Source organism: Streptomyces sp. NPDC055239 (assembly GCF_053606205.1).
In genome coordinates, this window is record NZ_JBSGRD010000005.1 from 201,705 (window position 1) to 227,387 (window position 25,683).

The window sequence follows — 25,683 nt, forward strand, 5'->3', positions numbered from 1 at the left end:
CCCGTCGGCGCGGTGGCGGGCAGAATGGCGAGGTGAGCACCACCCCGCCGACAAGACCGCACCCGCGGCTCCCGTCCCCGCTCCAAGAGCTCCAGGACGACCGGTTCACGCGGCACGGCGTCACTCTCACCCTCAAGCGGGACGACCTGATCCACCCGGATCTGCCGGGCAACAAGTACCGCAAGCTCTTCCTGAACCTGGACGCCGCCGTCGCAGCGGGCCACGAAGCCCTGCTGACCTTCGGCGGCGCCTACTCCAACCACCTCAGGGCGACCGCCGCGGCGGGCCGCCTCCTCGGCATGGACACCATCGGCGTGGTCCGCGGCGACGAACTCTCGACGCGCCCCCTGAACCCGTCACTGGCGCAATGCGCCGCCGACGGAATGCGCCTGCACTTCATCGACCGGTCGACCTACCGCAGGAAGACCGACCCGGAGGTCCTGGCCGCCCTCGTGCGCGGGGCAGGCGCCAGGAACCCCTACGTCATCCCCGAAGGGGGCAGCAACTCCCTGGCGGTACAGGGCTGCACGGCCCTGGGTGAGGAGCTGCGCGGCCGCACCCACACGGCGGCCGTGGCCTGCGGCACCGGTGGCACCCTCGCCGGAATGGCCGCGGGCCTCGCCCCCGATCAGCGCGCGCTCGGCATACCCGTGCTCAAGGGCGGCTTCCTGGGCCGCGAGGTACGGGCGCTGCAACAGCGGACCCTCGGTGCCCCCACCGCCAACTGGCACCTGGACGAACGCTTCCACTTCGGCGGCTACGCCCGTACGACTCCCGAACTCACGGCGTTCGCGGACGACTTCGAGGACCGGCACGGCCTCCCCGTGGAGCGCGTCTACGTGGCCAAGCTCCTCTACGCGCTGACGGCCCTCTCCGAAGAGGGCGCGTTCGCCCCCGGCACCAAGGTCACGGCGGTGATCACCGCGACGGATCCCGCGCCCCCCGCGGCTCGGCCGTCTCAGTCCTCGACCTCCCGGTAGGCCGCCGCCTCCTCCAGGTCCAGCTTCCGCAGCAGGGTCCGCATCATCTCGTCGTCGATGCGCCGCTCGTCCCGCATCCTGACGAACACTTCCCGCTCCGCGGCGATCGCCTCCCTGGTGAGCCTGCGGTAGGTGTCGTCCGCGGACTCCCCCGTCACCGGGTTGGACTGACCGAGCCGCTCCCACACGGAGTTGCGACGTCGCTCCAGGACGGTCCGCAGACGGTCCTGGAGGGGCTGTGGGAGGCGATTGCGCTCGTCCTCCATGAGTTCGTCCACCCGCCGCTCCGCGGCCTGCGAGGCGGCGTTCTGGGCCTGCGCCTCCGCGAGCGTCTCCGCCTGCGTGTCCCTCCCCGGCAGCTTCAGGACCCGGATCAGCCACGGCAGCGAGAGCCCCTGCACGACCAGCGTGCCGATCACGGTGGTGAAGGTCAGGAACAGGACGAGGTTGCGCGCGGGAAACGGCTCCCCGTCGTCCATGACGAGCGGGATCGAGAAGGCGATCGCCAGCGACACCACACCGCGCATCCCGGCCCAGCTGACGACCAGCGGCCGCCGCCAGTCCATGTCGCTCTCCCGCTCCTTGATGCGCTTGGACAGGATCCGCGGCAGATAGGTGGCCGGATACGACCACACGAAGCGCGCGAGCACGACGAAGAAGAAGACCCCCAGGGCGTACCAGGCGGCCTGTATGCCGCTGTACTCGCCGAGCCCCTTGAGCACGAGCGGCAGTTGCAGGCCGATGAGCGCGAAGACCGCCGACTCCAGGATGAACGCGACCACCTTCCACACGGCGGCCTCCTGGAGCCGTGTCTCGAAGTCGACCTCCCAGGAGCGGTGTCCGAGGAACAGCGCGACGACGACCACGGCGAGCACTCCGGAGGCGCCGACCTGCTCGGCTGCCGCGTACGCGACGAAGGGGATCAGCAAGGAGAGGGTGTTCTGGAGCATCGCCTCCTTCATGTGCCGGCGCAGCCAGTGGATCGGCACCATGAGGATCAGCCCGACACCGACCCCGCCGACCGAGGCCACCAAGAACTCCCAGATCCCGCCCGCCCAGCTCGCGCCCTCGCCGACCGCCGCCGCCAGGGCGACCTTGTAGGCGGTGATCGCGGTCGCGTCGTTCACCAGGGACTCGCCCTGCAGGATCGTGGTGATCCGCGAAGGCAGCCCCACCTTCCGCGCGACGGCCGTGGCCGCGACCGCGTCCGGCGGCGCGATCACCGCGCCGAGGACCAGCGCGGCGGTCAGCGACAGATCGGGGATCAGCAGATACGCGAGCCAGCCGACGGCGACGGTCGCGAACAGCGTGTACCCCACCGAGAGCAGCGCCACGGGCCTGAGATTGGCGCGCAGGTCGAGGTACGAGCTCTCCAGGGCCGCGGTGTGCAGCAGGGGCGGCAGGATCAGCGGCAGCACGACGTGCGGGTCCAGGTGGTAGTCCGGGACTCCGGGCACGTACGCGGCGACCAGTCCCACCGCGACGAGCAGCAGCGGTGCGGGCACCGGCGTCCGGCGCGCGGCTCCGGCCACCGCCGCACTCGCCGCGATCAGCGCCACCAGGGGCAGTACGTCCATGGGTCAGACCCTCCGCGATGCGCGTTCCCGTCGTAACCTGGCAATCATGGATGAGTGCCCGCATGTGGCGACGCTGCCGCACCCCGAACCCGCCCCGCTGAGCGAGACCTGCCTGGAGTGCCTCGCGGTCGGCAGTCACCCGGTGCAACTGCGGCTCTGCCTGGACTGCGGGCATGTGGGCTGCTGCGACTCCTCGCCCTTCCGGCACGCGACGGCCCACTTCGAGACCACGGGACACGCGGTGATGAGGACCTTCGAACCGGGCGAGAGCTGGCGTTGGTGCTTCGTGGACGGTTCGATCGTCTGAGGCCTGGGTACGTCAACCCGACGCCCGTACTCTCCAATTGGGACCGCGCGACCCCTAGCCACTCTCCGTACCCTTAGGCTTACTATGAGTGACAGCAACGGAGCGGGGTCCCCGGGACACGGAACTGGGGAGCGCGATAGCGTCACCGCTGAACTACGTGGTGCGTTACCCGTGTGACGCAGTCCGGACCGCCGGTCGACGGCGGACCTGGAGCCCCGAAAGTGCTTGTACCACCTTGGAGGTGAGGGTGTCCCAGATCGCAGGCGAGCCCGGGAATCAGGACTTCGTCGAGGTCCGCCTTCCGGCTGCGGGTGCCTACCTGTCGGTGCTGCGTACGGCCACGGCCGGTCTCGCGGCGCGTTTGGACTTCACTCTCGACGAGATCGAGGACCTCCGCATCGCGGTCGACGAGGCCTGCGCGATCCTGCTCCAGCAGGCCGTGCCCGGTTCGGTGCTCAGCTGCGTCTTCCGACTCGTCGACGACTCCCTGGAGGTGACCGTCTCGGCTCCGACCACCGACGGCCGGGCCCCGGAGCGGGACACGTTCGCCTGGACCGTGCTGTCCGCTCTGGCGGGCCAGGTCGACTCCACCGTGGCCGAGGACAAGACCGTCTCGATCAGCCTCTACAAGAAGCGCGGCGCGGGACCCGGGCCGGCGTGAGGGACGGGGAGGGGCCGGTGCGGAACGAAGAGCGCGGCACACGAGGTCTGCCCGGCGAGCGGGGAGATACGCCGATAGAGCCGACGAGGGGGCGTGCGGCTCCGGCGGAGTCGCCGCTCACGGGCATCCCCGAGCAGCAGGCCAGGCCACACCCGGAGGATCCGGAGCAGCCGGGTCCGCCGACCGTGGCTGACGCGTCGGAGCAGGCAGAGCCGACCGCCGAGGAGGAGCGCGCGAAGCCCTCCTTCCGGGGCGGCGGGCAACGGGCGGGATACATGAGCGAACACGGTGAGCAGCGGCACACCCGGCATAATCCGCAGGACCGCAGCGGTGCACGCGCGATGTTCATCGAGCTGCGCGAGCTGGAGAGCGGCAGCCCTCAGTACGCGGAGCTGCGCAACAAGCTGGTCCGCATGCACCTGCCGCTCGTCGAGCACCTGGCCCGCCGCTTCCGCAACCGCGGCGAGCCCCTCGACGACCTGACGCAGGTCGCCACCATCGGCCTGATCAAGTCCGTGGACCGCTTCGACCCGGAGCGCGGCGTGGAGTTCTCCACGTACGCGACACCCACGGTCGTCGGCGAGATCAAGCGGCACTTCCGCGACAAGGGCTGGGCGGTCAGGGTGCCGCGGCGCCTCCAGGAGCTCAGGCTCGCCCTGACCACGGCGACCGCCGAGCTGTCCCAGCTGCACGGCCGCTCCCCCACGGTGCACGAGCTCGCCCAGAAGCTGGCGATCTCCGAGGAGGAGGTCCTTGAGGGCCTGGAGTCGGCCAACGCGTACTCCACGCTGTCCCTGGACGTCCCGGACACGGACGACGAGTCCCCGGCGGTCGCGGACACCCTGGGCTCGGAGGACGAGGCCCTGGAGGGCGTCGAGTACCGGGAATCCCTCAAACCGCTCCTGGAAGACCTTCCACCACGCGAGAAGCGCATCCTGCTGCTGCGGTTCTTCGGCAACATGACGCAGTCGCAGATCGCCCAGGAGGTCGGCATCTCCCAGATGCACGTCTCCCGGCTCCTCGCCCGCACACTCGCGCAGCTGCGCGAGAAGCTCCTCGTCGAGGAGTGACGAAGGAGCAGGCCACCCCTCCGGGCCTGCTCCTTCGGGACGTTCTCGTGCCGGACGGCTACTTCACGTCGGCTACTTCACGTCGTCCTGTGCGTTCCCCGGCCCCCGGATGCCGAGGGCCTCGGTCGTGGTGGGGTTGACCAGCAGGACGAGCGCGGCCACCGCGACCGCGGCGAGCACGATGCCGGCCGGGATGGCCATGCTGTCGGCCTGCAGCAGCTGCCAGGCCACCGGAAGCGCCATGATCTGCGTGATGACGGCGGGCCCCCGGCTCCAGCTGCGGCGGCGCAGGAGACCGCGGGCGGCGAGCAGGGGCAGGAGCGCGAGGACGATCAGCGTGACGCCGCCCGTCGTGGCCTGTTCCGGGTTGTCGGGGTCACCCGCGAGGCCCATCACGAGCATGTAGACACCCGCCGCGATGAGTGCGACGCCCTCCAGCGCGGCGAGCGCCGCGGCGGCCGTCAGACGTCCGGGACGCGGGCCGGATTCCGGGGCTTGTGGGGTGGGGTTCCGCTCAGTGCTCACCCTTGCAGGGTAGCTGTGCGTGTCCGTGCTCCGGGCCCCGGTCCGCCCCCTCGGTCTAGGCCAGGTAAAGACCGCTAGGTACTCTGCTTCGCATGCGTGCACTTCTTGTGGTCAACCCAGCGGCAACCACCACCAGCGCGCGCACGCGTGACGTACTGATCCACGCGCTGGCGAGCGAGATGAAACTCGAGGCGGTCACCACGGAGTACCGCGGCCATGCCCGGGACCTCGGAAGACAGGCCGCGGAGAGCAAGGACATCGAGCTGGTCGTCGCCCTCGGCGGGGACGGCACGGTCAACGAGGTCGTCAACGGCCTGCTGCACGGCGGACCCGCCCCGGACCGCCTGCCCCGCCTCGCCGTCGTCCCCGGCGGCTCCACCAATGTCTTCGCCCGGGCCCTCGGTCTGCCCAACGACGCCGTGGAGGCGACGGGCGCTCTGCTCGACGCCCTGCGTGAGGGAAGCGAACGGACAGTGAGCCTGGGCCAGGTGTCGGGCACCCCCGGCACGGAGGACGAAGCCGTCCCCTCGCGCTGGTTCACCTTCGCCGCCGGATTCGGTTTCGACGCGGGAGTGGTGGGCCGGGTCGAACAACAGAGGGAACGCGGGAAGCGGTCCACCCATGCGCTGTATTTGCGCCAGGTGCTCCGTCAGTTCATCGACGAGCCGCACCGCAGACACGGAATGATCACGCTGGAACGGCCCGGCGAGGACCCGGTGACCGACCTCGTGCTCTCCATAGTCTGCAACACCTCTCCCTACACCTACCTGGGCAATCGCCCGATGTACGCGTCCCCGCAGGCCTCCTTCGACTCGGGTCTGGACGTGCTCGGTCTGAGCAAGCTCTCCACCACCGCGGTGGCCCGGTACGGGACCCAGCTCCTGACGTCGACGCCCGATCGCGGACCACACGGCAAGCACGCGGTTACGCTCCATGACCTCACTGACTTCACCTTGCATTCGAAGGTGCCGCTCCCCCTTCAGATGGACGGTGACCACCTGGGGCTGCGCACGAGCGTGACGTTCACAGGCGTACGCCGTGCACTGCGTGTGATTGTGTGAGTAGAAGGGCCCAAAGTCCTTTCACTCGAACGTTTAGGCCAGGGTCCACCCCATAGAAGTACGGCTGTGACCCAGTCGACACTGAGGAATCAAAAAAAACTTGCCGGAAGGGGTTGTATCCGCCGCCGAGGTTTGCGAATCTCTACATGGCGATCGGGACGGCCCGCAACATCGGCCCCACAGAAAGCCAGAACCCCCTCCTCAACACATAGGACATCGTCGCGTCGTGTGACGAACGTCCCTTCCGTTGTCGAGGGATTCGTGAAAGCGTTCACATTCACAAGCAACTTGCATGTAATACCAAGGAGAGGTAGCAGCCATGGACTGGCGTCACAACGCCGTTTGCCGCGAGGAAGACCCCGAGCTCTTCTTCCCCATCGGCAACACCGGTCCTGCGCTGCTGCAGATCGAGGAAGCCAAGGCCGTCTGCCGCCGCTGCCCCGTCATGGAGCAGTGCCTGCAGTGGGCGCTCGAGTCCGGCCAGGACTCCGGCGTCTGGGGTGGCCTCAGCGAGGACGAGCGCCGCGCAATGAAGCGTCGCGCCGCTCGCAACCGTGCACGCCAGGCAAGCGCCTGACGCTCACGCCCCCCTACGAGCCTTAGCCCGGCGGCGCGTACAGCGAGTACGCATCTCCCGCCCCCGAGCCGCAGCCGCGCAGTACCCCCGATGCGCAACGCAACGTGAGCAGTGAGCCCCGGACCATTTCGGTCCGGGGCTCACTGCTTTGTCGTATGTGTACGTATGCGATCGGCCGTATCCCGACGCTACTTGTCGCCGCGCACCGGGATGTCGAGGACGACCTGCGTGCCACGCTCGGGTGCCCGCACCATGTCGAACGTGCCGCCCATCTCGCCCTCGACCAGGGTGCGGACGATCTGCAGGCCGAGGTTGCCCGAGCGGTGCGCGTCGAAGCCTTCGGGCAGGCCGACGCCGTCGTCCTGGACCGTGATCAGGAGGCGGCTGTCCTTGCTGGTGGCGCCGCCGCGTACGGCGGAGACCTCGACCGTGCCGGTGTCGCCTTCCTGGAAGCCGTGTTCCAGGGCGTTCTGCAGGACCTCCGTGAGGACCATCGACAGCGGGGTCGCGACCTCGGCGTCCAGGATGCCGAAGCGTCCGGTGCGCCGCCCTGTGACCTTGCCGGGCGAGATCTCCGCCACCATCGCGAGAACGCGGTCGGCGATCTCGTCGAACTCCACGCGCTCGTCCAGATTCTGGGACAGCGTCTCGTGCACGATGGCGATGGAGCCGACGCGGCGCACGGCCTCTTCCAGTGCCTCGCGGCCGGTGGCGGAGTCGATGCGGCGCGCTTGCAGGCGCAGAAGGGCGGCAACCGTCTGGAGGTTGTTCTTCACCCGGTGGTGGATCTCCCGGATGGTCGCGTCCTTGGTGATCAATTCCCGCTCGCGTCGGCGCAGTTCAGTGACGTCGCGCAGGAGTACGAGCGAACCGATGCGCGGGCCCTTGGGCTTGAGCGGGATCGCGCGGAGCTGGATCACGCCGTCGCCGCCCTCGATCTCGAACTCGCGGGGCGCCCAGCCACTGGCGACCTTGGCGAGCGCCTCGTCCACCGGGCCGCGGGACGGAGCGAGTTCGGCGGTCGCCGTGCCGAGGTGGTGACCGACCAGGTCGGCGGCGAGGCCGAGGCGGTGGTACGCGGAGAGCGCGTTCGGCGACGCGTACTGGACGATGCCGTCCGCGTCGAGCCGGAGCAGACCGTCGCCCACCCGAGGAGACGCGTCCATGTCGACCTGCTGGCCGGGGAAGGGAAAGGATCCTGCGGCGATCATCTGGGCGAGGTCGGATGCCGACTGAAGGTAGGTCAGCTCCAGGCGTGAGGGGGTGCGCACGGTGAGCAGGTTCGTGTTGCGGGCGATGACACCCAGGACGCGCCCTTCCCTGCGTACGGGAATGGACTCGACCCGCACCGGGACCTCTTCGCGCCACTCCGGGTCGCCCTCGCGCACGATGCGGCCCTCGTCCAGGGCGGCGTCGAGCAGCGGGCGGCGGCCACGCGGGACGAGGTGGCCGACCATGTCGTCCTGGTAGGAGGTGGGGCCGGTGTTGGGCCGCATCTGCGCCACGGAGACATAGCGGGTGCCGTCGCGGGTGGGTACCCACAGCACGAGGTCGGCGAAGGAGAGGTCGGAGAGCAGCTGCCACTCCGAGACCAGCAGGTGCAGCCACTCGAGATCGGAGTCATCGAGAGCGGTGTGCTGGCGTACGAGATCGTTCATGGAGGGCACGTGTGCGAGCGTACCTGGCAGGTCCGGCGGGTCCGCTCCGGGAGATTCCCGACGAGCCGCGGCGCCAGGGCGGGACCCTCAACCCACCCACGGCACCGCAGCCCTTCAGGAACACCGACCACCGGAATGTGCGGTACCAGGCGGTCGATCGGAGGATCCGACACGGTCAGGGCAGAGAGTGCCGGTTCCTCGGTCCGCCCTCCTGTGCGGGAAGGGCGGATGCTTTACCAACGCATTGTGGACTAGACCATTCGCCTGTGTCTACGCGTCGGCAGATGTTTGTTGTTGTCTCTTTCTCTCATTTGTCACCCGGCAGAGCCATACGTCGCACGGCGGACTTATTCATGCCGCCGGAGCGGACTCACGCATCCGGCCAGACCCGCATGGCCATCTCGGCGACCGTCTCGAGCTCGTGCCTGGTCGCGCCGTCGCGGGACTGCTGGGACATGCCCTGGAGCACGGCTCCGGTGTAGCGGGCCAGGGCGGGGGCGTCGGTCCGAGGGGGGAGCTCGCCCGTGGCGACGGCGGCCCTGATGCGGGACTCGATGGAGCTGATGTTGGCGTTGCGCCGCTCGCGCAGGCCGGCGTCGATCTCCGGTGTCGCGCAGTTCGTCGCGGCGCAGATCACGAGGCAGCCGTGCGGGTGCCCGTCTTCCGTGTACTTGTCCGCGGCCTCGTGCAGCATGCGCGCGACTCCGCCGCGGACGGTCGGCTCCTCAGCGAAGGCCAGCTCGCCGAAGGAGCCGTGTGTCTGCCCGTACAGCAGCACGACCTCCTCGAACAGTGACTGCTTGTCACCGAAGGCCGCGTACATGCTGGGGGCGCCGATACCCATGGCCCGGGTGAGGTCCGTGACCGATGTCGCCTCGTACCCCTGCTCCCAGAAGGTGCGCAGCGCCTGCTCGAGTGCGGTCTCGCGGTCGAAGGAGCGGGGGCGTCCACGTTGTTTCGTCGCCATGGAGGGAATTGTATAGCGAGCGCTAGAAAAACGACGCGGAGTGCGCTACGGTTTTTTCTGTAACGACCGCTAGAGAAATAGGGGGCGGCTCCCATGGGCGCGCTTGCAGGGAAGACGGCACTGGTCACGGGCGGCAGCCGAGGCATCGGACGGGGCATCGCCGAGCGGCTCGGACGGGACGGCGCGCGGGTCGCCGTGCACTACGGCAGCAATGCGGCAGCGGCGAAGGAGACGGTCACGGCGATCGAGGCGGCCGGGGGCTCCGCCTTCGCGATCAGGACCGAGCTCGGGGTGCCCGGAGACGCGGCAGCGCTGTGGGAGGCGTTCGACGCGCACGCGGACGGTGTGGACATCCTGGTGAACAACGCGGGGATCGGCACCTCGCGGCCGTTCGCCGATGCGGACGAGGCGGAGTTCGACCGGTTGTTCGCGGTCAACGCCAAGGCGCCGTTCTTCATCGCCCAGCTCGGCGAGCGGCGGCTGCGCGACGGCGGGCGGATCATCAACATCTCGTCGGGCGTCTCACAGGCCGCGGTCCTCCCGGGGATCCTGACATACGCCATGACCAAGGGCGCCCTGGACGTCTTCACCCGGAATCTGTCCAAGGTCCTCGGCCCCCGGGGCATCACGGTCAACTCGGTGGCACCGGGCATCGTGGACACGGACGTCAACGCCGAGTGGCTGCGGGGCGACGAGAACAAGGAGGCCTGGGCGGGTGCGGCGGCGATGTCGGCGCTGGGCCGGGTCGGCACTCCTGAGGACATAGCCGACGCCGTGGCGTTCCTCGCGTCGGACGACGGGCGCTGGGTGACCGGCCAGTGGATGGACGTGACGGGAGGCTCGTTGGCTTAGGGCACCGGATGTTGGGCTGTGGCACTCGACGGGCGGGGTGGGCGAAGGTGCTCGACGGGCGGGGGCGGGCCGGAGAGCCGAGCATGGAACGGGGGGAACTCGGGCCCGGGAACCTGGGGCTCAGAGGGGCCAGCTCTGCTAGATTGGTCTATACCACATTGTTCCCCGTGGGTCCTCTCCAGACCCGTGAGTCCCCTCTCCAGATCGGCAGGCCCAGCGTGGAAGTTGTCATCGTCCCGGACGCCAAGGCAGGCGGCGAGCTCATCGCGGAGGCCATGGCCGCCTTGGTGCGCCGTAAGCCTGACGCCCTGCTCGGTGTCGCCACCGGATCCACCCCTCTGCCCATCTACGAAGCCCTTGCCGCCAAGGTCGGCTCCGGTGCCGTGGACGCCTCGCAGGCGCGGATCTGCCAGCTCGACGAGTACGTGGGGCTGCCCGCCGGGCACCCCGAGTCCTATCGCTCCGTGGTGCTGCGCGAGGTCGTCGAGCCCCTTGGGCTCAGCGAGAAGTCCTTCATGGGGCCCGACGGCAGCGCCGAGGACGTGCAGGCGGCGTGCGAGGCCTACGACGAGGCGCTCGCGGCGGCCGGCGGCGTGGACCTCCAGCTGCTCGGCATCGGCACGGACGGGCACATCGGGTTCAACGAGCCCTGCTCCTCGCTCGCCTCGCGTACGCGGATCAAGACGCTGACGGAGCAGACGCGGGTGGACAACGCGCGCTTCTTCGACGGGGACATCGAGCAGGTGCCGCACCACGTGATCACCCAGGGCATCGGGACGATCCTCGAGGCCCGGCACCTGGTGCTGCTCGCCACGGGTGAGGGCAAGGCGGACGCGGTGGCCGCGACGGTGGAGGGGCCTGTCGCCGCGGTGGTTCCGGCCTCGGCTCTGCAGTTGCATCCGCATGCCACTGTCGTCGTGGACGAGGCCGCGGCCTCCAAGCTGAAGCTCGGGGAGTACTTCCGGGCCACGTTCGCGGCGAAGCCTGCCTGGCAGGGCCTGTAGGGGAGTTGGGCTGTACGAAAGGTGCCGGGCGCCCCCTGCTGGGGCTCCCGGCACCTTTCGTTCGTGGTCACACCGCGCGTGCGTTGGGGCTGGGCGCGCAGTTCCCCGCGCCCCTTGCGGGGTGCTGTCTACGCCCCTGTGATGATCTCTGCCGCCGCCAGGCCGCACACCCTGGCCGCGCCATGGGTAGCGACGTGGAGGGAGCCCCTCGGGGCTGAGCGGGGGACGCCCATCTCGACCACGATCGTGTCGGGGCGGGCCGTCAGGAGGGTGGTCAGGGCCTCTGCCATCCACCCGTGGCGGTGGGCGTCGCGGACGACGGCCACCACGCGCCGCTCCCCCGCCTCGGCAAGGGCGAGCGCACCCGCGTCCGCGCCGGTGAAGCTGCCCGTCTGCGTGCCGGGGAGCAGGCGTTCCAGCTCGGCGGCCACACCCCACGGAGTCTCGTCGCCCACCGCGATGTTGGCCATCGGGGTGAAGGCGGCGACGTACGGAGCCTCGGTGAGCGGGGCCGTGTAGGACTCGCCCCGGGTGACCGTCAGAGCGCGGCGGGCTGCGACCAGACCGATCTCGGTGCCGGGCGCGCCCCCCGAACGATCGGCCGCGCCCGACATCGAGGTCCAGTGGGCCAGCGCGCGTACGCGCGTGGCCGCGTCGGCGAGACGCTCCTCGGAGAGCTCGCCCGAGCGGACGGCACCGACTAGCGCGTCACGAAGGCGCAGGACCGTCTCGTCGTCCGCGAGGCCGCCGCCCACGCAGATCGCGTCGGCACCGGCGGCGATGGCGAGCACGCTGCCGCGCTCGATGCCGTAGGTGGCGGCGATGGCCTGCATCTCCATGCCGTCCGTGACGATCAGGCCGTCGTAGTTCAGTTCCTCGCGCAGGATGCCCGTCAGAATGCGGCGCGACAGTGTCGCCGGGTACTCGGCGTCCAGGGACGGGACGAGGATGTGCGCGCTCATCACCGCGCGCGAGCCCGCGGCGATCGCGGCACGGAACGGCGCGAGGTCACGTGCCCGCAGCACCTCGGGGTCGACCCCGATGCGCGGCAGGTCGTGGTGCGAGTCGACCGCGGTGTCGCCGTGCCCGGGGAAGTGCTTGGTGCAGGCGGCGACGCCCGCGGACTGCAGCCCCTCGACGTAGGCGGCGGTGTGCCGGGCCACCAGGAGAGGATCCGCGCCGAAGGAACGTACGCCGATGACGGGATTGTCCGGGTTGGAGTTGACGTCGGCGGACGGCGCCCAGTTGAGGTTGACGCCGCAGGCGGCGAGCCGGCGGCCCATCTCGGCGGCCACGTCACGGGTGAGCCCGGTGTCGTCGACCGCGCCGAGCGCGAGGTTGCCGGGGAAGGAGGAGCCGGAGCGGACCTCGAGGCGGGTCACGTCACCGCCCTCCTCGTCGATGGCGACCAGGACGTCGTCACGCTCGGCGCGCAACTGGGCCGTCAGTGCGGCCAGTTGTTCGGGCGAGGCGATGTTGCGGCCGAAGAGGCCGACCGAGGCGAGGCCTTCACCGATCCTGCGCAGCAGCCAGTCGGGCGCGCTTGTCCCGACGAAGCCGGGCTGCAGGACGGTCAGGGCGTCGCGGGTCAGGGTGTCGGTGGGGCGGGCGAGAGTCGTCATATGGCGTGTTATCCCTTCACGGCACCGTCGGTCAGACCGCTGACGGCCCTGCGCTGCAGGAAGACGAAGAGGACGAGGATCGGGACGGCGAAGAGCGAGGCGGCGGCCATGGTGGCACCCCAGTCGTCGCCGAAGGCGGTCTGGAAGCCGGAGAGCCACACCGGCAGGGTCTTGGCTTCCGCCTCCTTGTTGAGGACAAGGACGAGCGGGAATTCGTTCCAGGCCGTGATGAATCCGAAGAGCGAGGTTGACATCAGGCCCGGCGCGAGCAGCGGCAGGATGACCCGGCGGAACGCCTGCATCCGCGAACAGCCGTCGACCATCGCCGACTCCTCCAGCTCGCGCGGCACCGCGGCGACGAAGCCGCGCAGTGTCAGGAGCGTGAAGGGAAGGATCATCACCATGTAGAAGAGGGTGAGTGGAACCAGGCTGTTCAGCATGTCGGCGTCGCGCACGATGATGTAGATCGCGATGACCATGACTTCCCAGGGCGCCATCTGCGCCAGCATGAAGCCGATGATGAAGCCCTTGCGGCCCTTGAACCGCATCCGGGCGAGCGCGAACGCCGACGCCAGGCCGATGATCAGCGAGAAGACCACGGCGAGCAGCGTGACGGTGAGGGAGTTGCCGACCATCGTCCAGAAGTGGTCGGCGTTCACGGCCGTCTTGAAGTGCTCGAACGTCACGTCGGTCGGGATCCACACCGGGTCCTCGCTGATGATGTCGCCGGTCGGCTTGAAGGCCGTGGCGAACATCCAGTAGACCGGGAAGACGAAGCCGATGAAGAGTACGACGGCCACCGCGTTGGGCCAGATGCGACGACCCACCGACAAACGCGACGAACGCGATGAACGCGACGACTTCGACGAAGCGGTGCGGTTCACAGCTCGTCCTCCTCTTGCTTGAGCACGATCCGCAGGTAGAAGGCGGTCAGGGCGAGCAGGATGACGATGGTGAGCAGCGCGATCGCCGCACCCATGCCGAAGTGCTGGTTGCCCATGCCCTCGATGTAGGCGTAGACGGGCAGGATCTCGGTGAGCCGGTCAGGGCCGCCCTCGTTGAGCGCCATGACCTGCGCGAACGCCTTGAAGACCCAGATGATCTCCAGGAACGTCGTCGCGTAGAGGAAGGGCCGCAGGTAGGGCATCGTGACGTTCGTGAAGCGCTTCCAGGCGCCGGCGCCGTCGAGGGACGCGGCCTCGTAGAGCTCCTTGGGGATCACCGTCGTCGCGGCGTACAGGTTGATCGCCACGAAGGGGATCGACATCCAGACGATCAGGAAGATGACCACGAAGAACGTGGAGAGCTGGGTGCCCATCCAGTCGTAGTCGGCCATCGAGTGCCAGCCGGCCTTGTCAAGGACCCAGTTGACGACGCCGAAGCGCTGGGCGAACAGCCACTGGTAGACGGTCGTCGCCGCGATGACCGGCATCGCCCAGGCGAGCACGAGCCCGATCAGGAGGAGCGTGCGCATCCGCTTGCCGAGGCGTGCGAGCAGCAGGCCCACCAGGGTGCCGATCACCATGATCAGTACGACGTTGATCGCGGTGAACGCGATCGAGCGCCCTGTGACCCGCCAGAAGTCCTCGCTGCTGAGGACCTCCTTGAAGTTGTCGATCCCGTTCCACTCGGTGAGGTGGAGGATGAACTGCCTCATGTTGAGGTTCTGGAACGACAGCATCCCGTTGTTGATCAACGGCCAGCCGAGGAACACGAGCGTGGCCGCGATCGCGGGAAGCAGGAGCAGGTAGGGGGCGAGCGACCGGGCACGCTCGCGGGGCTTGCCCGGATCTCCTGGCCGTCCGTCCGTTTTCACGACGTCCGGCGGGCCGGTGGGCGGCCGTTCGGTCTGCACGGTCATGCTCGCCATCTCTTTCGTGGGCATCGCGGAACGCAGCGCTGAGCCGGGGCAGCGGGCCCGGGGGGTGGATGACACCCCGGGCCCGAAGTCCCCGGCGAAAGCGCGTCCTTACTGCTTCTGCGACAGGCGCTTGTTGAACTCGCCCTCGACCTGCTTGGCGGCGGCGTCGTTCGACTTACCGTTCAGCACCGCGGTCATGTAGCTCTTGATCGGGTTCGGCGGGTTCTCCACCGCGGCCCACTCCGGGATCAGCGGCGTGGTGCCGCCGCCGGCGGTGGCGGGGGCCATGGCCTCGGCTGCCGGGTTGCCCTTGAGCTGGGCCTCCAGGGCCTGCTTGTTCGGGATGACGCCGCCTTCCTTGGCGAGCGAGCCCTCGAACTTGTCGTTCAGCGCGATCTTCAGGAACTCCTTGGCGAGCTCCTGCTTCTTGCTGGTCGCGGCGACGGCGAGGTTCGAGCCGCCGAGGAAGACGCCCTCGGGCTTGGCGGCGGTGGCGCCGGGGATCGTGAAGTAGCCGATGTCCTTCTCGATCTTCGGGTTGGCCTTGATCGCGGTCGCGGCCTCCCAGCTCATGCCGATGAAGGCGCCGGTCTTGCCCTTGGCGAAGACCTCGGCCTGCTGCGGGGTGGCCTCGTCCTTGTTCTTGGGAGCCTTGGAGAGGTCCGCGAACTGCTTGTACGTCTTCATGGCCGCGGCGACCTTGGGGTCGGTCAGGTTGGAGACGTACTTGTCGCCGTCCTTCTTGACCAGCTCGGCGCCCTCACCGAGGGTCAGGCCGACGAAGTGGTACCAGTTCTGGCCCGGCAGGTAGATCGGCTCGGCCTCGGTCTTGGAGCCGATCGTCTTGAGGTCCTTGAGGAACTCGGCGCGGGTCTTGGGGGTCTCCTTGATGCCGGCGTCGGCCCAGACCTTCTTGTTGTAGATCACGACGCGGTTCAGGACGAACCACGGGGCGGCGTACTGCTTGCCGTCCACGACCGAGGACTTGTTGATCGACTCGGTCCAGTCGGCGCCGAGCCCCTCCTTGAGGTCGCTCAGGTCGGCGAGGCCGCCGGTCTTGGCGTACGCGGCGGTCTGGGTGTTGCCGATCTCGAAGACGTCCGGCGGGTTCTCCTCGGAGAGCGCGGTCGTCAGCTTCTGCTGGATGCCGTTCCACTGCTGGACCTCAAGGTTCAGCTTGGCGCCGGTCTTCTTCTCGAAGGCCGCCTTGACGTCCTTGGTCCAGCTGTCGGGCGTGGAGCCGTCCATCGCCCAGAGCGTCAGGGTCTCCCCCTTGAAGCCGTCCGCCCCGGCCTTCTTGTCGTCACTGTCGTCGCTGCCGCACGCTGCGATCGAGACCAACATGCCCGCGACACCGATGGCCGCTATGAGCTTGCGCTTCACGTCACCCTCCTCAAGGGATGCCAGTCAACCCCCCACCCGCAGCGACCAAATGGACCGAGATCTGCCCGTGGGACTGGAACCTGGTCTTTAATGGTGTAGACCAGTACGGGGAGCTTGGCCTAGACCTTTAGGGGTGTCAAGGGTGTATAAGAAGGGCTGTCGGGTCCGTTATCGGACCGACACCTGAGCGGGCACATCCTGCTCAGCCCGGTACGTGCCACGATGTGAGCCGCGACAGACGGAGGAGCCGGTGACGGCAGCAGCACAGGAGCCGGGAAGGCAGCGGATGGGCACTGACGCAGGCAGTACAGACACCGACGCGGGCGGAGCCCCGACCGTCGGACGCACCGCGCGCGTACCCAAGTACTACCGCCTGAAGCGGCACTTGCTCGACATGACGGAGACACTGCCGCCCGGCACCCCGGTCCCGCCGGAGCGCACACTGGCCGCCGAGTTCGACACCTCGCGCACGACGGTGCGCCAGGCGCTGCAGGAACTGGTCGTCGAGGGCCGCCTGGAGCGGATCCAGGGCAAGGGCACCTTCGTGGCCAAGCCCAAGGTGTCCCAGGCGCTGCAACTCACCTCCTACACCGAGGACATGCGGGCCCAGGGCCTCGAACCCACATCGCAGCTCCTGGACATCGGCTACATCACCGCCGACGACACCCTCGCCGGGCTGCTCGACATCAGTACGGGCGGCCGGGTGCTCAGGATCGAGCGGCTCAGGCTCGCCAACGGCGAGGCCATGGCCATCGAGACGACGCACCTCTCGGCCAAACGCTTCCCGGCCCTGCGCCGCTCCCTGGTCAAGTACACCTCGCTCTACACGGCACTCGCCGAGGTGTACGACGTCCACCTCGCGGAGGCCGAGGAGACCATCGAGACCTCCCTCGCAACCCCGCGCGAGGCGGGCCTGCTCGGCACGGACGTGGGCCTGCCCATGCTGCTCCTGTCGCGGCACTCCCTGGACGGCGGCGGACAGCCGGTGGAGTGGGTCCGTTCGGTCTACCGGGGCGACCGCTACAAGTTCGTGGCACGCCTCAAACGCCCCACGGACTGACCCACTGCTCCTGACCGACTGACGTCTTCCCGCCCACTGACCCTCGTCCGGGGTCTGGCGCCAGATCGCCGTGCTGCTCTACGGTCCTCCCGTCATCGCATGATGAGCGTGATGAACGGGAGGACGACCCGGTGCGCACAGCGAATCCCCGATCCATCGTCATCTGGACCCTCGTCGCGCTGGTGGGCGCCGCGGGCTGGGCCGTGCTCGCGCTCTCGCGCGACGAGGAGGTGTCGGCCGCCTGGATGGTGGCAGCGGCCCTCGGCTCGTACGCCATCGCCTATCGCTTCTACTCCAAGTTCATCGTCAACCGTGTCCTGAAGGTCGACAAGAACCGGGCCACTCCGGCGGAGCGCCTGGACAACGGCATCGACTTCCACCCGACCGACCGCCGTGTCCTGCTCGGCCACCACTTCGCGGCGATCGCGGGCGCGGGTCCCCTGGTCGGGCCCGTACTGGCCGCGCAGATGGGGTATTTGCCGGGCACGATCTGGATCATCGTCGGCGTGATCTTCGCGGGCGCCGTGCAGGACATGGTCGTCCTCTTCTTCTCCACGCGGCGCGACGGCAAGTCGCTCGGCCAGATGGCGCGCGAGGAGATCGGCCCCTTCGGCGGGGCCGCCGCGCTGCTCGCCGCGTTCGCCATCATGATCATCCTGCTCGGGGTGCTCGCGCTCGTCGTCGTCAACGCGCTCGCCGACTCGCCGTGGGGCACCTTCTCCATCGCGATGACCATTCCGATCGCGCTGTTCATGGGCTTCTACCTGCGGATCCTGCGCCCGGGACGGGTCAGTGAGGTCTCCCTCATCGGGATCACGCTGCTCCTGATCGCGCTCGTCGCCGGGCGCTGGGTCGCCGAGTCGTCCCTCGCGGACACCTTCACGCTCGCGCCGTCGACGCTTGTCATCTGGCTGGTGGCGTACGGATTCATCGCCTCGATCCTGCCGGTGTGGATGCTGCTCGCACCGCGCGACTACCTCTCCACCTTCATGAAGATCGGCACGATCCTGCTGCTCGCGCTCGGTGTCGTCTTCACGCTGCCGACGCTGAAGATGGACCCGGTGACCGATTTCGCCTCACGCGGCGACGGGCCCGTCTTCGCCGGATCGCTCTTCCCGTTCGTCTTCATCACCATCGCCTGCGGGGCCCTGTCCGGTTTCCACGCGCTGATCTCCTCGGGCACGACGCCGAAGATGGTCCAGAAGGAGACGCAGATCCGGATGATCGGCTACGGCTCCATGCTGATGGAGTCGGCCGTCGCGGTCATGGCGCTCGTCGCGGCGAGCATCATCGACCCGGGGCTCTACTTCGCGATGAACGCGCCCGCCGGGGTCATCGGGGACAACGTCCAGGCCGCGTCGCAAGCCGTCGCGAACTTCGGGTACTCCATCTCCCCCGAGGACCTTGCGCAGGCAGCCAAGAACGTCGAGGAGTCCTCGCTGCTCTCGCGCACCGGCGGCGCTCCCACGCTCGCGGTCGGTGTCTCCGAGATCTTCTCGAAGGTCACCGGCGGCTCCATGAAGGCGTTCTGGTACCACTTCGCGATCATGTTTGAGGCGCTGTTCATCCTGACCGCGCTCGACGCGGGCACCCGCGTGGGCCGCTTCATGCTCCAGGACATGCTCGGGAACGTCTACAAGCCCTTCAGGAAGGTCAGCTGGAAGCCAGGACTCATCATCACCAGCGCGGTCGTCACCGGCCTGTGGGGCTACTTCCTGTGGGTGGGCGTGCACGAGCCGCTCGGCGGGATCAACCAGCTTTTCCCGATCTTCGGCATCTCCAACCAGCTTCTCGCGGCGGTCGCGCTCGCCGTCTGCACGACGCTCCTGGTGAAGTCGGGGCGCCTCAAGTGGGCCTGGATCACCGGGATTCCGCTGGCCTGGGACGCGACGGTGACCCTCACCGCGAGCTGGCAGAAGGTGTTCTCCAGCGATCCGCGCGTCGGCTTCTTCAAGCAGCGCTCGATCTACCAGGACGCGATCGACGACGGAAAGGTCCTGCCGCCCGCCAAGTCCATGGACGACATGCACACCGTCGTCACCAACTCCACGGTGGACGGCGTCCTCTCGGCCGCGCTCGCCCTGCTCATCGTCATCGTGATCGCCGACGCGGCCCGGATCTGCGTGAAGCACGTCCGCAACCCGCAGTCGTCGAGACTGAGCGAGGCCGAGTACGTGGAGTCGAAGCTGACCGCACCGGCCGGGCTCGTGCCGACCCAGGAGGAGAAGGCGGAGCTGGCGGCGGCGAAGGCGAAGACGGACGCGCAGGTCCCGTCATGACGTGGGTGCTTCGCGGGCTGCGGTGGGTGCGGTGGTACGCACGGGAGTTGACGGACGAGTCCGCGTACGACCGTTATGTCGCGCACACGCGAAAGACGCATCCCGGGGCATCCGTCCCCTCCCGGAGGGAGTTCGAGCGAATGCGCACGGATCAGCAGGAGTCGGATCCGCGTCAGGGGTTCCGCTGCTGCTGAGCCGACACTGAACAGGCACTTCGACACGTCCGTTATCCGGACAGGGGTTCCATAGATCAATACTCTCGCTTAGATTTCCCGCACGTTAAAGGTGAGATAAGCGAGGGAGCGGAACCGCAAGTGTCAGATGCGCCTGAAGTGAGCAGACCGGTGATCACGCCGGTCCGCGTGGTCATTGCCCTCTGCCTCGTAGCGCCGTTCGTGGCGATGCTCTGGGTGAGCTCCTACGCGAAGGTCGAACCGACCTTCATCGGCATCCCGTTCTTCTACTGGTACCAGATGCTGTGGGTACTCATCTCCACCGCTCTCACCATGATCGCGTACAAGCTGTGGCAGCGTGACCAGCGCGCCCGCAAGGCCGAGCAGGCCCAGGGGGGTGCGACCCGATGAACGAGCTCGCAGCGGACACGGGCGGCGTCAACGGCATCGCCCTCGCCGTCTTCATCTTCTTCTTCGTCGCCGTCACGGCGATGGGCTTCCTGGCCGCGCGCTGGCGCAAGGCCGAGACCGAGAGCCTGGACGAATGGGGCCTCGGCGGCCGGTCGTTCGGCACCTGGGTCACGTGGTTCCTGCTCGGCGGCGACCTCTACACGGCCTATACGTTCGTGGCCGTCCCGGCGGCGATCTACGCCGCGGGCGCGGCCGGCTTCTTCGCCGTGCCGTACACGATCCTCGTCTACCCGCTGATCTTCACCTTCCTGCCGCGCCTGTGGTCCGTCTCCCACAAGCACGGATACGTGACCACGTCCGACTTCGTGCGCGGACGCTTCGGGTCCAAGGGGCTCTCCCTCGCCGTCGCGGTCACCGGCATCCTCGCCACGATGCCGTACATCGCGCTCCAGCTCGTCGGCATCCAGGCCGTGCTCGACGTGATGGGCGTCGGCGGCGGTCCGGACACGAACTGGTTCATCAAGGACCTGCCGCTCCTGATCGCGTTCGCGGTGCTCGCCGCGTACACGTACTCGTCGGGTCTGCGCGCGCCCGCGCTGATCGCGTTCGTGAAGGACGGCCTGATCTACCTCGTCATCGTCGTCGCGATCATCTACATCCCGATCAAGCTCGGCGGCTTCGACGAGATCTTCCGGGCGGCGAACGACAAGTTCGCGGCGACGAACGAGGCGGCGGGCAAGCCCGTCGCGGGCCTCGCACCAGGCGCCGGCGGGCAGTGGACCTATGCCACGCTCGCGCTCGGCTCCGCGCTCGCGCTCTTCATGTACCCGCACTCGATCACGGCGACGCTCTCCTCCAAGAGCCGCAACGTGATCCGCCGCAACACCACGATCCTGCCGCTCTACTCGCTGATGCTGGGCCTGCTCGCACTGCTCGGCTTCATGGCGATCGCGGCCGGGGTCAAGGTGGAGAACGGGCAGCTGGCGATTCCGCAGCTGTTCGAGAACATGTTCCCCGACTGGTTCACCGGCGTGGCCTTCGCCGCCATCGGCATCGGCGCCCTCGTGCCCGCGGCCATCATGTCGATCGCAGCAGCGAATCTCTTCACCAGGAACATCTACAAGGACTTCCTCAGGCCGGACGCGACGCCCGCACAGGAGATGAAGGTCTCCAAGCTGGTCTCGCTCCTGGTGAAGGTGGGCGCGCTCGTCTTCGTCCTCACCATGGACAAGACGGTCGCGATCAACTTCCAGCTCCTGGGCGGCATCTGGATCCTGCAGACCATGCCCGCGCTGGTCGGCGGCCTGTTCACCCGCTGGTTCCACCGCTGGGCGCTGCTCGCGGGCTGGGCTGTCGGAATGGTCTACGGGACGGTCGCCGCGTACGGTGTCGCCTCACCGACGCAGAAGCACTTCGGCGGCTCGTCCGACGAGATCCCCGGCATCGGCGAGATCGGCTACATCGGCCTCACGGCGTTCGTCCTGAACCTGGTGGTCACCGTGGTCATGACGTTCGTCCTGCGCGCCGCCAAGGCGCCTGACGGCATCGACGAGACCTCTCCCGGCGACTACACGGCGGACGCGGGCGACCCCGGCGTCGTCAAGGACCTTCCGCCGGCCACGGCGGGGGCGCCGGGCGGGCACTGAGCCTCTCCCCTACGTACGTCATGCGGGCCGCCGGAAGAATCCGGCGGCCCGCTGTCGTGCACTCCGACACAAGATATGGGGTTGCCGCCCAGAGCCAGCACAAGATGTATGCTCGTGCTCGTTGTCGCCGCAGGGGAATCCGGTGGAAGTCCGGAACTGTCCCGCAACGGTGTATGAGTGCGCATTTGTCGTACTCATGAGTCCGAAGACCTGTCGACAGCGCACCCGTTCCGACCGGTCCGGGTGCCAACGACGTCCGGGCCTCGTGGAATGGGCTGGTGGACGCGGAGCGCAGCCCTGCCCCGGCGCGCCCGTGTGTCACTCCTCCCCTCCGCAAGGTTCCGAGCCGAGCGAGGGAGTGCTCCGTGACCATCGCGCCAGCCGAACCTGCGTCAGCGCAGACCACCGACGGTCAGCAGACCACCGTTGGTCAGCAGACCGGCGACGGCCCAGGAACCGCGCTGCTGCGCACCCTGACCGACCTCACCACCGACCTCCCCGACGCCGACCCCGGCCGGGTCGCCGCCGCCGCACTGCGCGGCCGTTCGGCCAGGGCGGATCTGGCGGAGCTGCGGGAGCTGGCGACCGAGGCGGCCGCCGGGCTCATCTCCGAGGACCCGACGTACTCGCAGCTCGCTGCCAGGCTCCTGAGCCTCAGCATCCGGGACGAGGCCGCGTCGCAGGGCGTGCGCTCCTTCTCCGACTCGGTCGCCGTGGGACACCGCGAGGGTCTGATCGCGGACCGCACCGCCGCGTTCGTCGTCGACCACACGGACCGTCTGGACGGTCTCGTGGAGGCCGCACTGGAAGACGGCGCCGACTTCCGCTTCGGCTACTTCGGCCTGCGCACCCTGCACAGCCGCTACCTCCTTCGCCACCCGATCACCCGGCACGTCATCGAGACCCCGCAGCACTTCATGCTGCGCGTCGCGAGCGGCCTGGCGGAGGACGGCAGCACGCGCTCGGTGGACGAAGTCGCCTCCCTGTACCGCCTGATGAGCCGCCTGGACTACCTGCCGTCGTCGCCGACGCTCTTCAACTCCGGCACCCGGCACCCGCAGATGTCCTCCTGCTACCTCCTCGACTCCCCGCTGGACGAGCTGGACTCCATCTACGACCGCTACCACCAGGTCGCGCGCCTCTCCAAGCACGCGGGCGGCATCGGGCTCTCGTACTCCCGCATCCGCGCCCGCGGTTCGCTGATCCGCGGCACGAACGGCCACTCCAACGGCATCGTGCCGTTCCTGAAGACCCTGGACGCCTCCGTCGCCGCCGTGAACCAGGGCGGCCGTCGCAAGGGCGCCGCCGCGGTCTACCTGGAGACCTGGCACTCCGACATCGAGGAGTTCCTGGAGCTGCGCGACAACACGGGTGAGGACCAGCGGCGTACGCACAACCTGAACCTCGCGCACTGGATCCCGGACGAGTTCATGCGCCGGGTCGCCGCCGACAAGGACTGGTCGCTGTTCTCTCCGGCCGACGTGCCGGAGTTCGTCGACCTGTGGGGCGACGAGTTCGACGCCGCCTACCGCAAGGCAGAGGCCGCCGGGCTCGCCCGCAAGACCATCCCCGCCCGCGATCTGTACGGCCGCATGATGCGCACCCTCGCGCAGACCGGCAACGGCTGGATGACCTTCAAGGACGCCGCCAACCGCACCGCCAACCAGACGGCGGAGCCCGGCCACACGGTTCACTCCTCCAACCTCTGCACGGAGATCCTGGAGGTGACGGACGACGGGGAGACGGCCGTCTGCAACCTGGGCTCGGTGAACCTCGGCGCCTTCGTGGACACGGCCGCCGGTGACATCGACTGGGAGCGGCTCGACGAGACCGTCCGCACCGCCGTCACCTTCCTCGACCGCGTGGTCGACATCAACTTCTACCCGACCGAGCAGGCCGGCCGCTCGAACGCCCGCTGGCGTCCGGTGGGCCTGGGCGCCATGGGTCTGCAGGACGTCTTCTTCCAGTTGAAGCTGCCGTTCGACTCCCCCGCCGCGCGTGCCCTCTCGACGCGCATCGCCGAGCGGATCATGCTCGCCGCGTACGAGGCGTCCGCCGATCTCGCCGAGCGCAACGGCCCCGTGCCCGCCTGGGAGAAGACCCGCACCGCGCGCGGCGTCCTGCACCCGGACCACTACGGCGTCGAGCTGACCTGGCCGGAGCGCTGGGCCACGCTGCGGGAACGTATCGCCACGACCGGTATGCGCAACTCGCTGCTCCTCGCCATCGCGCCGACCGCCACGATCGCGTCCATCGCGGGCGTGTACGAGTGCATCGAGCCGCAGGTCTCCAACCTCTTCAAGCGCGAGACGCTGAGCGGTGAATTCCTCCAGGTCAACGGCTACCTGGTGCAGGAGCTGAAGCGGCTCGGCGTCTGGGACGCGCAGACCCGTGAGGCGCTGCGCGAGGCCAACGGCTCGGTGCAGGGCTTCAGTTGGATCCCCGCCGATGTGCGCGACCTCTACCGCACCGCGTGGGAGATCCCGCAGCGCGGCCTGATCGACATGGCCGCCGCGCGCACGCCGTTCCTCGACCAGGCGCAGTCCCTGAACCTGTTCCTGGAGACGCCGACCATCGGCAAGCTCTCCTCGATGTACGCCTACGCCTGGCAGCAGGGTCTGAAGACCACGTACTACCTGCGTTCGCGCCCGGCGACCCGGATCGCCCGCGCGGCGGCGGGCCAGACCGCCGCCGAGCCCGCGCCCGCCGCCGCCCCCGTACCCGCCCAGGCCACGGCCGACGAAGACGCCGTCGCCTGCTCCCTGGAAAACCCCGAGTCCTGCGAGGCCTGCCAGTAATGAGCTCCACGACCACCGCCGTAAAGAACCTCCTCGACCCGGGCTTCGAGCTGACCCTGCGTCCCATGCGCTACCCCGACTTCTACGAGCGCTACCGGGACGCGATCAAGAACACCTGGACCGTCGAGGAGGTCGACCTCCACTCGGACGTCTCCGACCTCGCCAAGCTCTCGCCCGGCGAGCAGCACATGATCGGCCGCCTGGTCGCGTTCTTCGCAACCGGCGACTCGATCGTCTCCAACAACCTCGTGCTCACGCTCTACAAGCACATCAACTCCCCCGAGGCCCGGCTCTACTTGAGCCGCCAGCTCTTCGAGGAGGCCGTGCACGTCCAGTTCTATCTGACGCTGCTCGACACCTATCTGCCCGACCCTGAGGACCGCGCGGCGGCCTTCGACGCGGTCGAGGAGATCCCCTCCATCCGCGAGAAGGCGGAGTTCTGCTTCCGGTGGATGGACTCCGTCGAGAAGATGGACCAGCTGGAGAGCAAGGCCGACCGGCGCCGCTTCCTGCTGAACCTGATCTGCTTCGCCGCGTGCATCGAGGGGCTCTTCTTCTACGGTGCCTTCGCCTACGTCTACTGGTTCCGCTCGCGGGGTCTGCTGCACGGCCTCGCGACCGGCACAAACTGGGTGTTCCGTGACGAGACGATGCACATGAGCTTCGCCTTCGACGTCGTCGACACCGTCCGCAAGGAGGAGCCCGAGCTCTTCGACGACGCACTCCAGACGCAGGTCACCGACATGCTCAAGGAAGCCGTCGAGGCCGAGCTGCAGTTCGCGCGCGACCTGTGCGGTGAGGGCCTGCCCGGCATGAACACCGACTCGATGCGTGAGTACCTTCAGTGCGTCGCCGACCAGCGGCTCCAGCGGCTCGGGTTCGCGCCGGTCTACGGCTCGTCGAACCCGTTCTCATTTATGGAGCTCCAGGGTGTTCAGGAGCTGACCAACTTCTTCGAGCGACGTCCGTCGGCCTACCAGGTCGCGGTCGAAGGCTCGGTCTCCTTCGACGACGAGTTCTAGCCCCACCCGGCTGCGGGAGACGGCGGACGCCGCCTCCCGCAGCTCGCGGTCGATCCGGCGCTCGTGGACGTACCCGACGAGCGAGGGTGCGGCCAGGAGAAGGAGGACGGTCAGGACGGTCGCGTAATCGAGGATTGCGTTCATGTCCTTACTGTCCTGCGGTCCCGACGGAAGCGTCAGTGGCAGGAC

Annotated in this window: 23 protein-coding genes and 1 riboswitch; of the genes, 15 read left to right on the forward strand and 8 right to left on the reverse strand. The window is 68.6% G+C overall.

The features are described from left to right. Window positions 1-32 precede the first annotated feature (32 nt). Window positions 33-980 (forward strand): 1-aminocyclopropane-1-carboxylate deaminase/D-cysteine desulfhydrase, encoded by a 948-nt coding sequence (locus tag ACWFRJ_RS19135; RefSeq protein ID WP_453531711.1) that lies wholly within the window; start codon window positions 33-35, stop codon window positions 978-980. Here the strand turns inward: ACWFRJ_RS19135 and ACWFRJ_RS19140 are convergent. Further along, window positions 959-2,557: a Na+/H+ antiporter gene (locus ACWFRJ_RS19140; RefSeq protein WP_453531714.1), complete on the reverse strand. Its 1,599-nt coding sequence runs from the start codon at window positions 2,555-2,557 to the stop codon at window positions 959-961. The genes ACWFRJ_RS19135 and ACWFRJ_RS19140 overlap by 22 nt on opposite strands. A 46-nt stretch (window positions 2,558-2,603) precedes the next feature. Here ACWFRJ_RS19140 and ACWFRJ_RS19145 point away from each other — a divergent pair, with 46 nt between their 5' ends. The 3 genes from ACWFRJ_RS19145 (at window position 2,604) to ACWFRJ_RS19155 (ending at window position 4,595) form a co-directional block, all read left to right on the forward strand. Continuing rightward, window positions 2,604-2,864 carry a UBP-type zinc finger domain-containing protein gene (locus ACWFRJ_RS19145; RefSeq protein WP_453531717.1) on the forward strand — a complete coding sequence of 87 codons (261 nt, stop codon included), beginning with the start codon at window positions 2,604-2,606 and terminating at the stop codon, window positions 2,862-2,864. A gap of 247 nt (window positions 2,865-3,111) precedes the next feature. Continuing rightward, the gene (locus ACWFRJ_RS19150) at window positions 3,112-3,525 is read left to right on the forward strand and encodes an ATP-binding protein (protein ID WP_356256223.1); all 414 of its coding nucleotides are present in this window, start codon (window positions 3,112-3,114) and stop codon (window positions 3,523-3,525) included. Then, window positions 3,522-4,595: an RNA polymerase sigma factor SigF gene (locus ACWFRJ_RS19155; RefSeq protein WP_453531720.1), complete on the forward strand. Its 1,074-nt coding sequence runs from the start codon at window positions 3,522-3,524 to the stop codon at window positions 4,593-4,595. The genes ACWFRJ_RS19150 and ACWFRJ_RS19155 overlap by 4 nt, the downstream gene beginning before the upstream one ends. Before the next feature lie 72 nt (window positions 4,596-4,667). Here ACWFRJ_RS19155 and ACWFRJ_RS19160 read toward each other — a convergent pair whose 3' ends face one another. Then, entirely contained in the window at window positions 4,668-5,120 is a 453-nt protein-coding gene (locus ACWFRJ_RS19160; protein WP_453531723.1) for a hypothetical protein, read from the reverse strand. 92 nt (window positions 5,121-5,212) lie between these two features. On the opposite strand from ACWFRJ_RS19160, the gene ACWFRJ_RS19165 reads away from it, so the two are divergent. Further along, window positions 5,213-6,181, forward strand: coding sequence for a diacylglycerol/lipid kinase family protein (locus ACWFRJ_RS19165; RefSeq protein ID WP_453531726.1), 969 nt, complete (start codon window positions 5,213-5,215; stop codon window positions 6,179-6,181). A 319-nt stretch (window positions 6,182-6,500) separates the two neighbouring features. Beyond that, window positions 6,501-6,758, forward strand: a complete 258-nt coding sequence (locus ACWFRJ_RS19170) for a WhiB family transcriptional regulator (RefSeq protein ID WP_016639615.1) — start codon at window positions 6,501-6,503, stop codon at window positions 6,756-6,758. Between the two features lie 188 nt (window positions 6,759-6,946). Here ACWFRJ_RS19170 and ACWFRJ_RS19175 read toward each other — a convergent pair whose 3' ends face one another. Both ACWFRJ_RS19175 and ACWFRJ_RS19180 read right to left on the reverse strand, forming a co-directional pair. Then, complete coding sequence (locus tag ACWFRJ_RS19175) at window positions 6,947-8,416, reverse strand: PAS domain-containing sensor histidine kinase (protein WP_453532382.1); 1,470 nt, start codon at window positions 8,414-8,416, stop codon at window positions 6,947-6,949. A 370-nt stretch (window positions 8,417-8,786) separates the two neighbouring features. Then, window positions 8,787-9,383, reverse strand: coding sequence for a TetR/AcrR family transcriptional regulator (locus ACWFRJ_RS19180; RefSeq protein WP_453531728.1), 597 nt, complete (start codon window positions 9,381-9,383; stop codon window positions 8,787-8,789). A 93-nt stretch (window positions 9,384-9,476) separates the two neighbouring features. On the opposite strand from ACWFRJ_RS19180, the gene ACWFRJ_RS19185 reads away from it, so the two are divergent. Next, window positions 9,477-10,235, forward strand: coding sequence for an SDR family oxidoreductase (locus ACWFRJ_RS19185; RefSeq protein ID WP_453531731.1), 759 nt, complete (start codon window positions 9,477-9,479; stop codon window positions 10,233-10,235). A gap of 218 nt (window positions 10,236-10,453) precedes the next feature. Further along, window positions 10,454-11,239, forward strand: a complete 786-nt coding sequence (gene nagB / locus ACWFRJ_RS19190) for a glucosamine-6-phosphate deaminase (RefSeq protein ID WP_389903358.1) — start codon at window positions 10,454-10,456, stop codon at window positions 11,237-11,239. Window positions 11,240-11,367: 128 nt separating this feature from the next. Here nagB and ACWFRJ_RS19195 read toward each other — a convergent pair whose 3' ends face one another. From ACWFRJ_RS19195 to ACWFRJ_RS19210, 4 genes are all read right to left on the reverse strand, one after another. Further along, complete coding sequence (locus ACWFRJ_RS19195; protein ID WP_453531734.1) at window positions 11,368-12,861, reverse strand: glycoside hydrolase family 3 protein; 1,494 nt, start codon at window positions 12,859-12,861, stop codon at window positions 11,368-11,370. 8 nt (window positions 12,862-12,869) lie between these two features. Continuing rightward, window positions 12,870-13,676, reverse strand: a complete 807-nt coding sequence (locus ACWFRJ_RS19200) for a carbohydrate ABC transporter permease (RefSeq protein WP_453532386.1) — start codon at window positions 13,674-13,676, stop codon at window positions 12,870-12,872. Between the two features lie 65 nt (window positions 13,677-13,741). Next, window positions 13,742-14,722 (reverse strand): carbohydrate ABC transporter permease, encoded by a 981-nt coding sequence (locus ACWFRJ_RS19205; protein ID WP_453531737.1) that lies wholly within the window; start codon window positions 14,720-14,722, stop codon window positions 13,742-13,744. Window positions 14,723-14,830: 108 nt separating this feature from the next. Then, on the reverse strand, window positions 14,831-16,105 hold the full coding sequence (locus ACWFRJ_RS19210; protein ID WP_453531740.1) for an extracellular solute-binding protein: 1,275 nt from the start codon (window positions 16,103-16,105) through the stop codon (window positions 14,831-14,833). A 286-nt stretch (window positions 16,106-16,391) separates the two neighbouring features. Between ACWFRJ_RS19210 and ACWFRJ_RS19215 the strand changes: the two genes are divergently transcribed. The 7 genes from ACWFRJ_RS19215 (at window position 16,392) to ACWFRJ_RS19245 (ending at window position 25,494) form a co-directional block, all read left to right on the forward strand. Further along, the gene (locus ACWFRJ_RS19215; RefSeq protein WP_453531743.1) at window positions 16,392-17,165 is read left to right on the forward strand and encodes a GntR family transcriptional regulator; all 774 of its coding nucleotides are present in this window, start codon (window positions 16,392-16,394) and stop codon (window positions 17,163-17,165) included. 131 nt (window positions 17,166-17,296) lie between these two features. Beyond that, window positions 17,297-19,444 carry a carbon starvation CstA family protein gene (locus ACWFRJ_RS19220; RefSeq protein ID WP_453531746.1) on the forward strand — a complete coding sequence of 716 codons (2,148 nt, stop codon included), beginning with the start codon at window positions 17,297-17,299 and terminating at the stop codon, window positions 19,442-19,444. After that, the gene (locus ACWFRJ_RS19225) at window positions 19,441-19,638 is read left to right on the forward strand and encodes a YbdD/YjiX family protein (RefSeq protein WP_160507150.1); all 198 of its coding nucleotides are present in this window, start codon (window positions 19,441-19,443) and stop codon (window positions 19,636-19,638) included. The genes ACWFRJ_RS19220 and ACWFRJ_RS19225 overlap by 4 nt, the downstream gene beginning before the upstream one ends. 120 nt (window positions 19,639-19,758) lie before the next feature. Continuing rightward, entirely contained in the window at window positions 19,759-20,028 is a 270-nt protein-coding gene (locus ACWFRJ_RS19230; RefSeq protein ID WP_249587841.1) for a DUF3311 domain-containing protein, read from the forward strand. Continuing rightward, the gene (mctP, locus tag ACWFRJ_RS19235; protein WP_453531750.1) at window positions 20,025-21,674 is read left to right on the forward strand and encodes a monocarboxylate uptake permease MctP; all 1,650 of its coding nucleotides are present in this window, start codon (window positions 20,025-20,027) and stop codon (window positions 21,672-21,674) included. Before ACWFRJ_RS19230 ends, mctP begins: the two co-directional genes overlap by 4 nt. 108 nt (window positions 21,675-21,782) lie before the next feature. Beyond that, window positions 21,783-21,906, forward strand: a riboswitch (cobalamin riboswitch). Window positions 21,907-22,039: 133 nt separating this feature from the next. Then, window positions 22,040-24,472, forward strand: coding sequence for a ribonucleoside-diphosphate reductase subunit alpha (locus ACWFRJ_RS19240; RefSeq protein WP_453531753.1), 2,433 nt, complete (start codon window positions 22,040-22,042; stop codon window positions 24,470-24,472). Further along, window positions 24,472-25,494 (forward strand): ribonucleotide-diphosphate reductase subunit beta, encoded by a 1,023-nt coding sequence (locus ACWFRJ_RS19245; protein WP_453531755.1) that lies wholly within the window; start codon window positions 24,472-24,474, stop codon window positions 25,492-25,494. The genes ACWFRJ_RS19240 and ACWFRJ_RS19245 overlap by 1 nt, the downstream gene beginning before the upstream one ends. The last annotated feature ends 189 nt before the right edge of the window (window positions 25,495-25,683 follow it).

What these genes read in the sequence shown, in the direction of transcription:
- ACWFRJ_RS19140 (WP_453531714.1), bottom strand. Translation starts at nt 2,557, where the DNA reads ATGGACGTACTGCCCCTGGTGGCGCTGATCGCGGCGAGTGCGGCGGTG.
- ACWFRJ_RS19145 (WP_453531717.1), top strand. Translation starts at nt 2,604, where the DNA reads ATGGATGAGTGCCCGCATGTGGCGACGCTGCCGCACCCCGAACCCGCC.
- ACWFRJ_RS19165 (WP_453531726.1), top strand. Translation starts at nt 5,213, where the DNA reads ATGCGTGCACTTCTTGTGGTCAACCCAGCGGCAACCACCACCAGCGCG.
- ACWFRJ_RS19170 (WP_016639615.1), top strand. Translation starts at nt 6,501, where the DNA reads ATGGACTGGCGTCACAACGCCGTTTGCCGCGAGGAAGACCCCGAGCTC.
- ACWFRJ_RS19175 (WP_453532382.1), bottom strand. Translation starts at nt 8,416, where the DNA reads ATGAACGATCTCGTACGCCAGCACACCGCTCTCGATGACTCCGATCTC.
- ACWFRJ_RS19180 (WP_453531728.1), bottom strand. Translation starts at nt 9,383, where the DNA reads ATGGCGACGAAACAACGTGGACGCCCCCGCTCCTTCGACCGCGAGACC.
- ACWFRJ_RS19185 (WP_453531731.1), top strand. Translation starts at nt 9,477, where the DNA reads ATGGGCGCGCTTGCAGGGAAGACGGCACTGGTCACGGGCGGCAGCCGA.
- ACWFRJ_RS19195 (WP_453531734.1), bottom strand. Translation starts at nt 12,861, where the DNA reads ATGACGACTCTCGCCCGCCCCACCGACACCCTGACCCGCGACGCCCTG.
- ACWFRJ_RS19205 (WP_453531737.1), bottom strand. Translation starts at nt 14,722, where the DNA reads ATGACCGTGCAGACCGAACGGCCGCCCACCGGCCCGCCGGACGTCGTG.
- ACWFRJ_RS19215 (WP_453531743.1), top strand. Translation starts at nt 16,392, where the DNA reads ATGGGCACTGACGCAGGCAGTACAGACACCGACGCGGGCGGAGCCCCG.
- ACWFRJ_RS19225 (WP_160507150.1), top strand. Translation starts at nt 19,441, where the DNA reads ATGACGTGGGTGCTTCGCGGGCTGCGGTGGGTGCGGTGGTACGCACGG.
- mctP (WP_453531750.1), top strand. Translation starts at nt 20,025, where the DNA reads ATGAACGAGCTCGCAGCGGACACGGGCGGCGTCAACGGCATCGCCCTC.
- ACWFRJ_RS19245 (WP_453531755.1), top strand. Translation starts at nt 24,472, where the DNA reads ATGAGCTCCACGACCACCGCCGTAAAGAACCTCCTCGACCCGGGCTTC.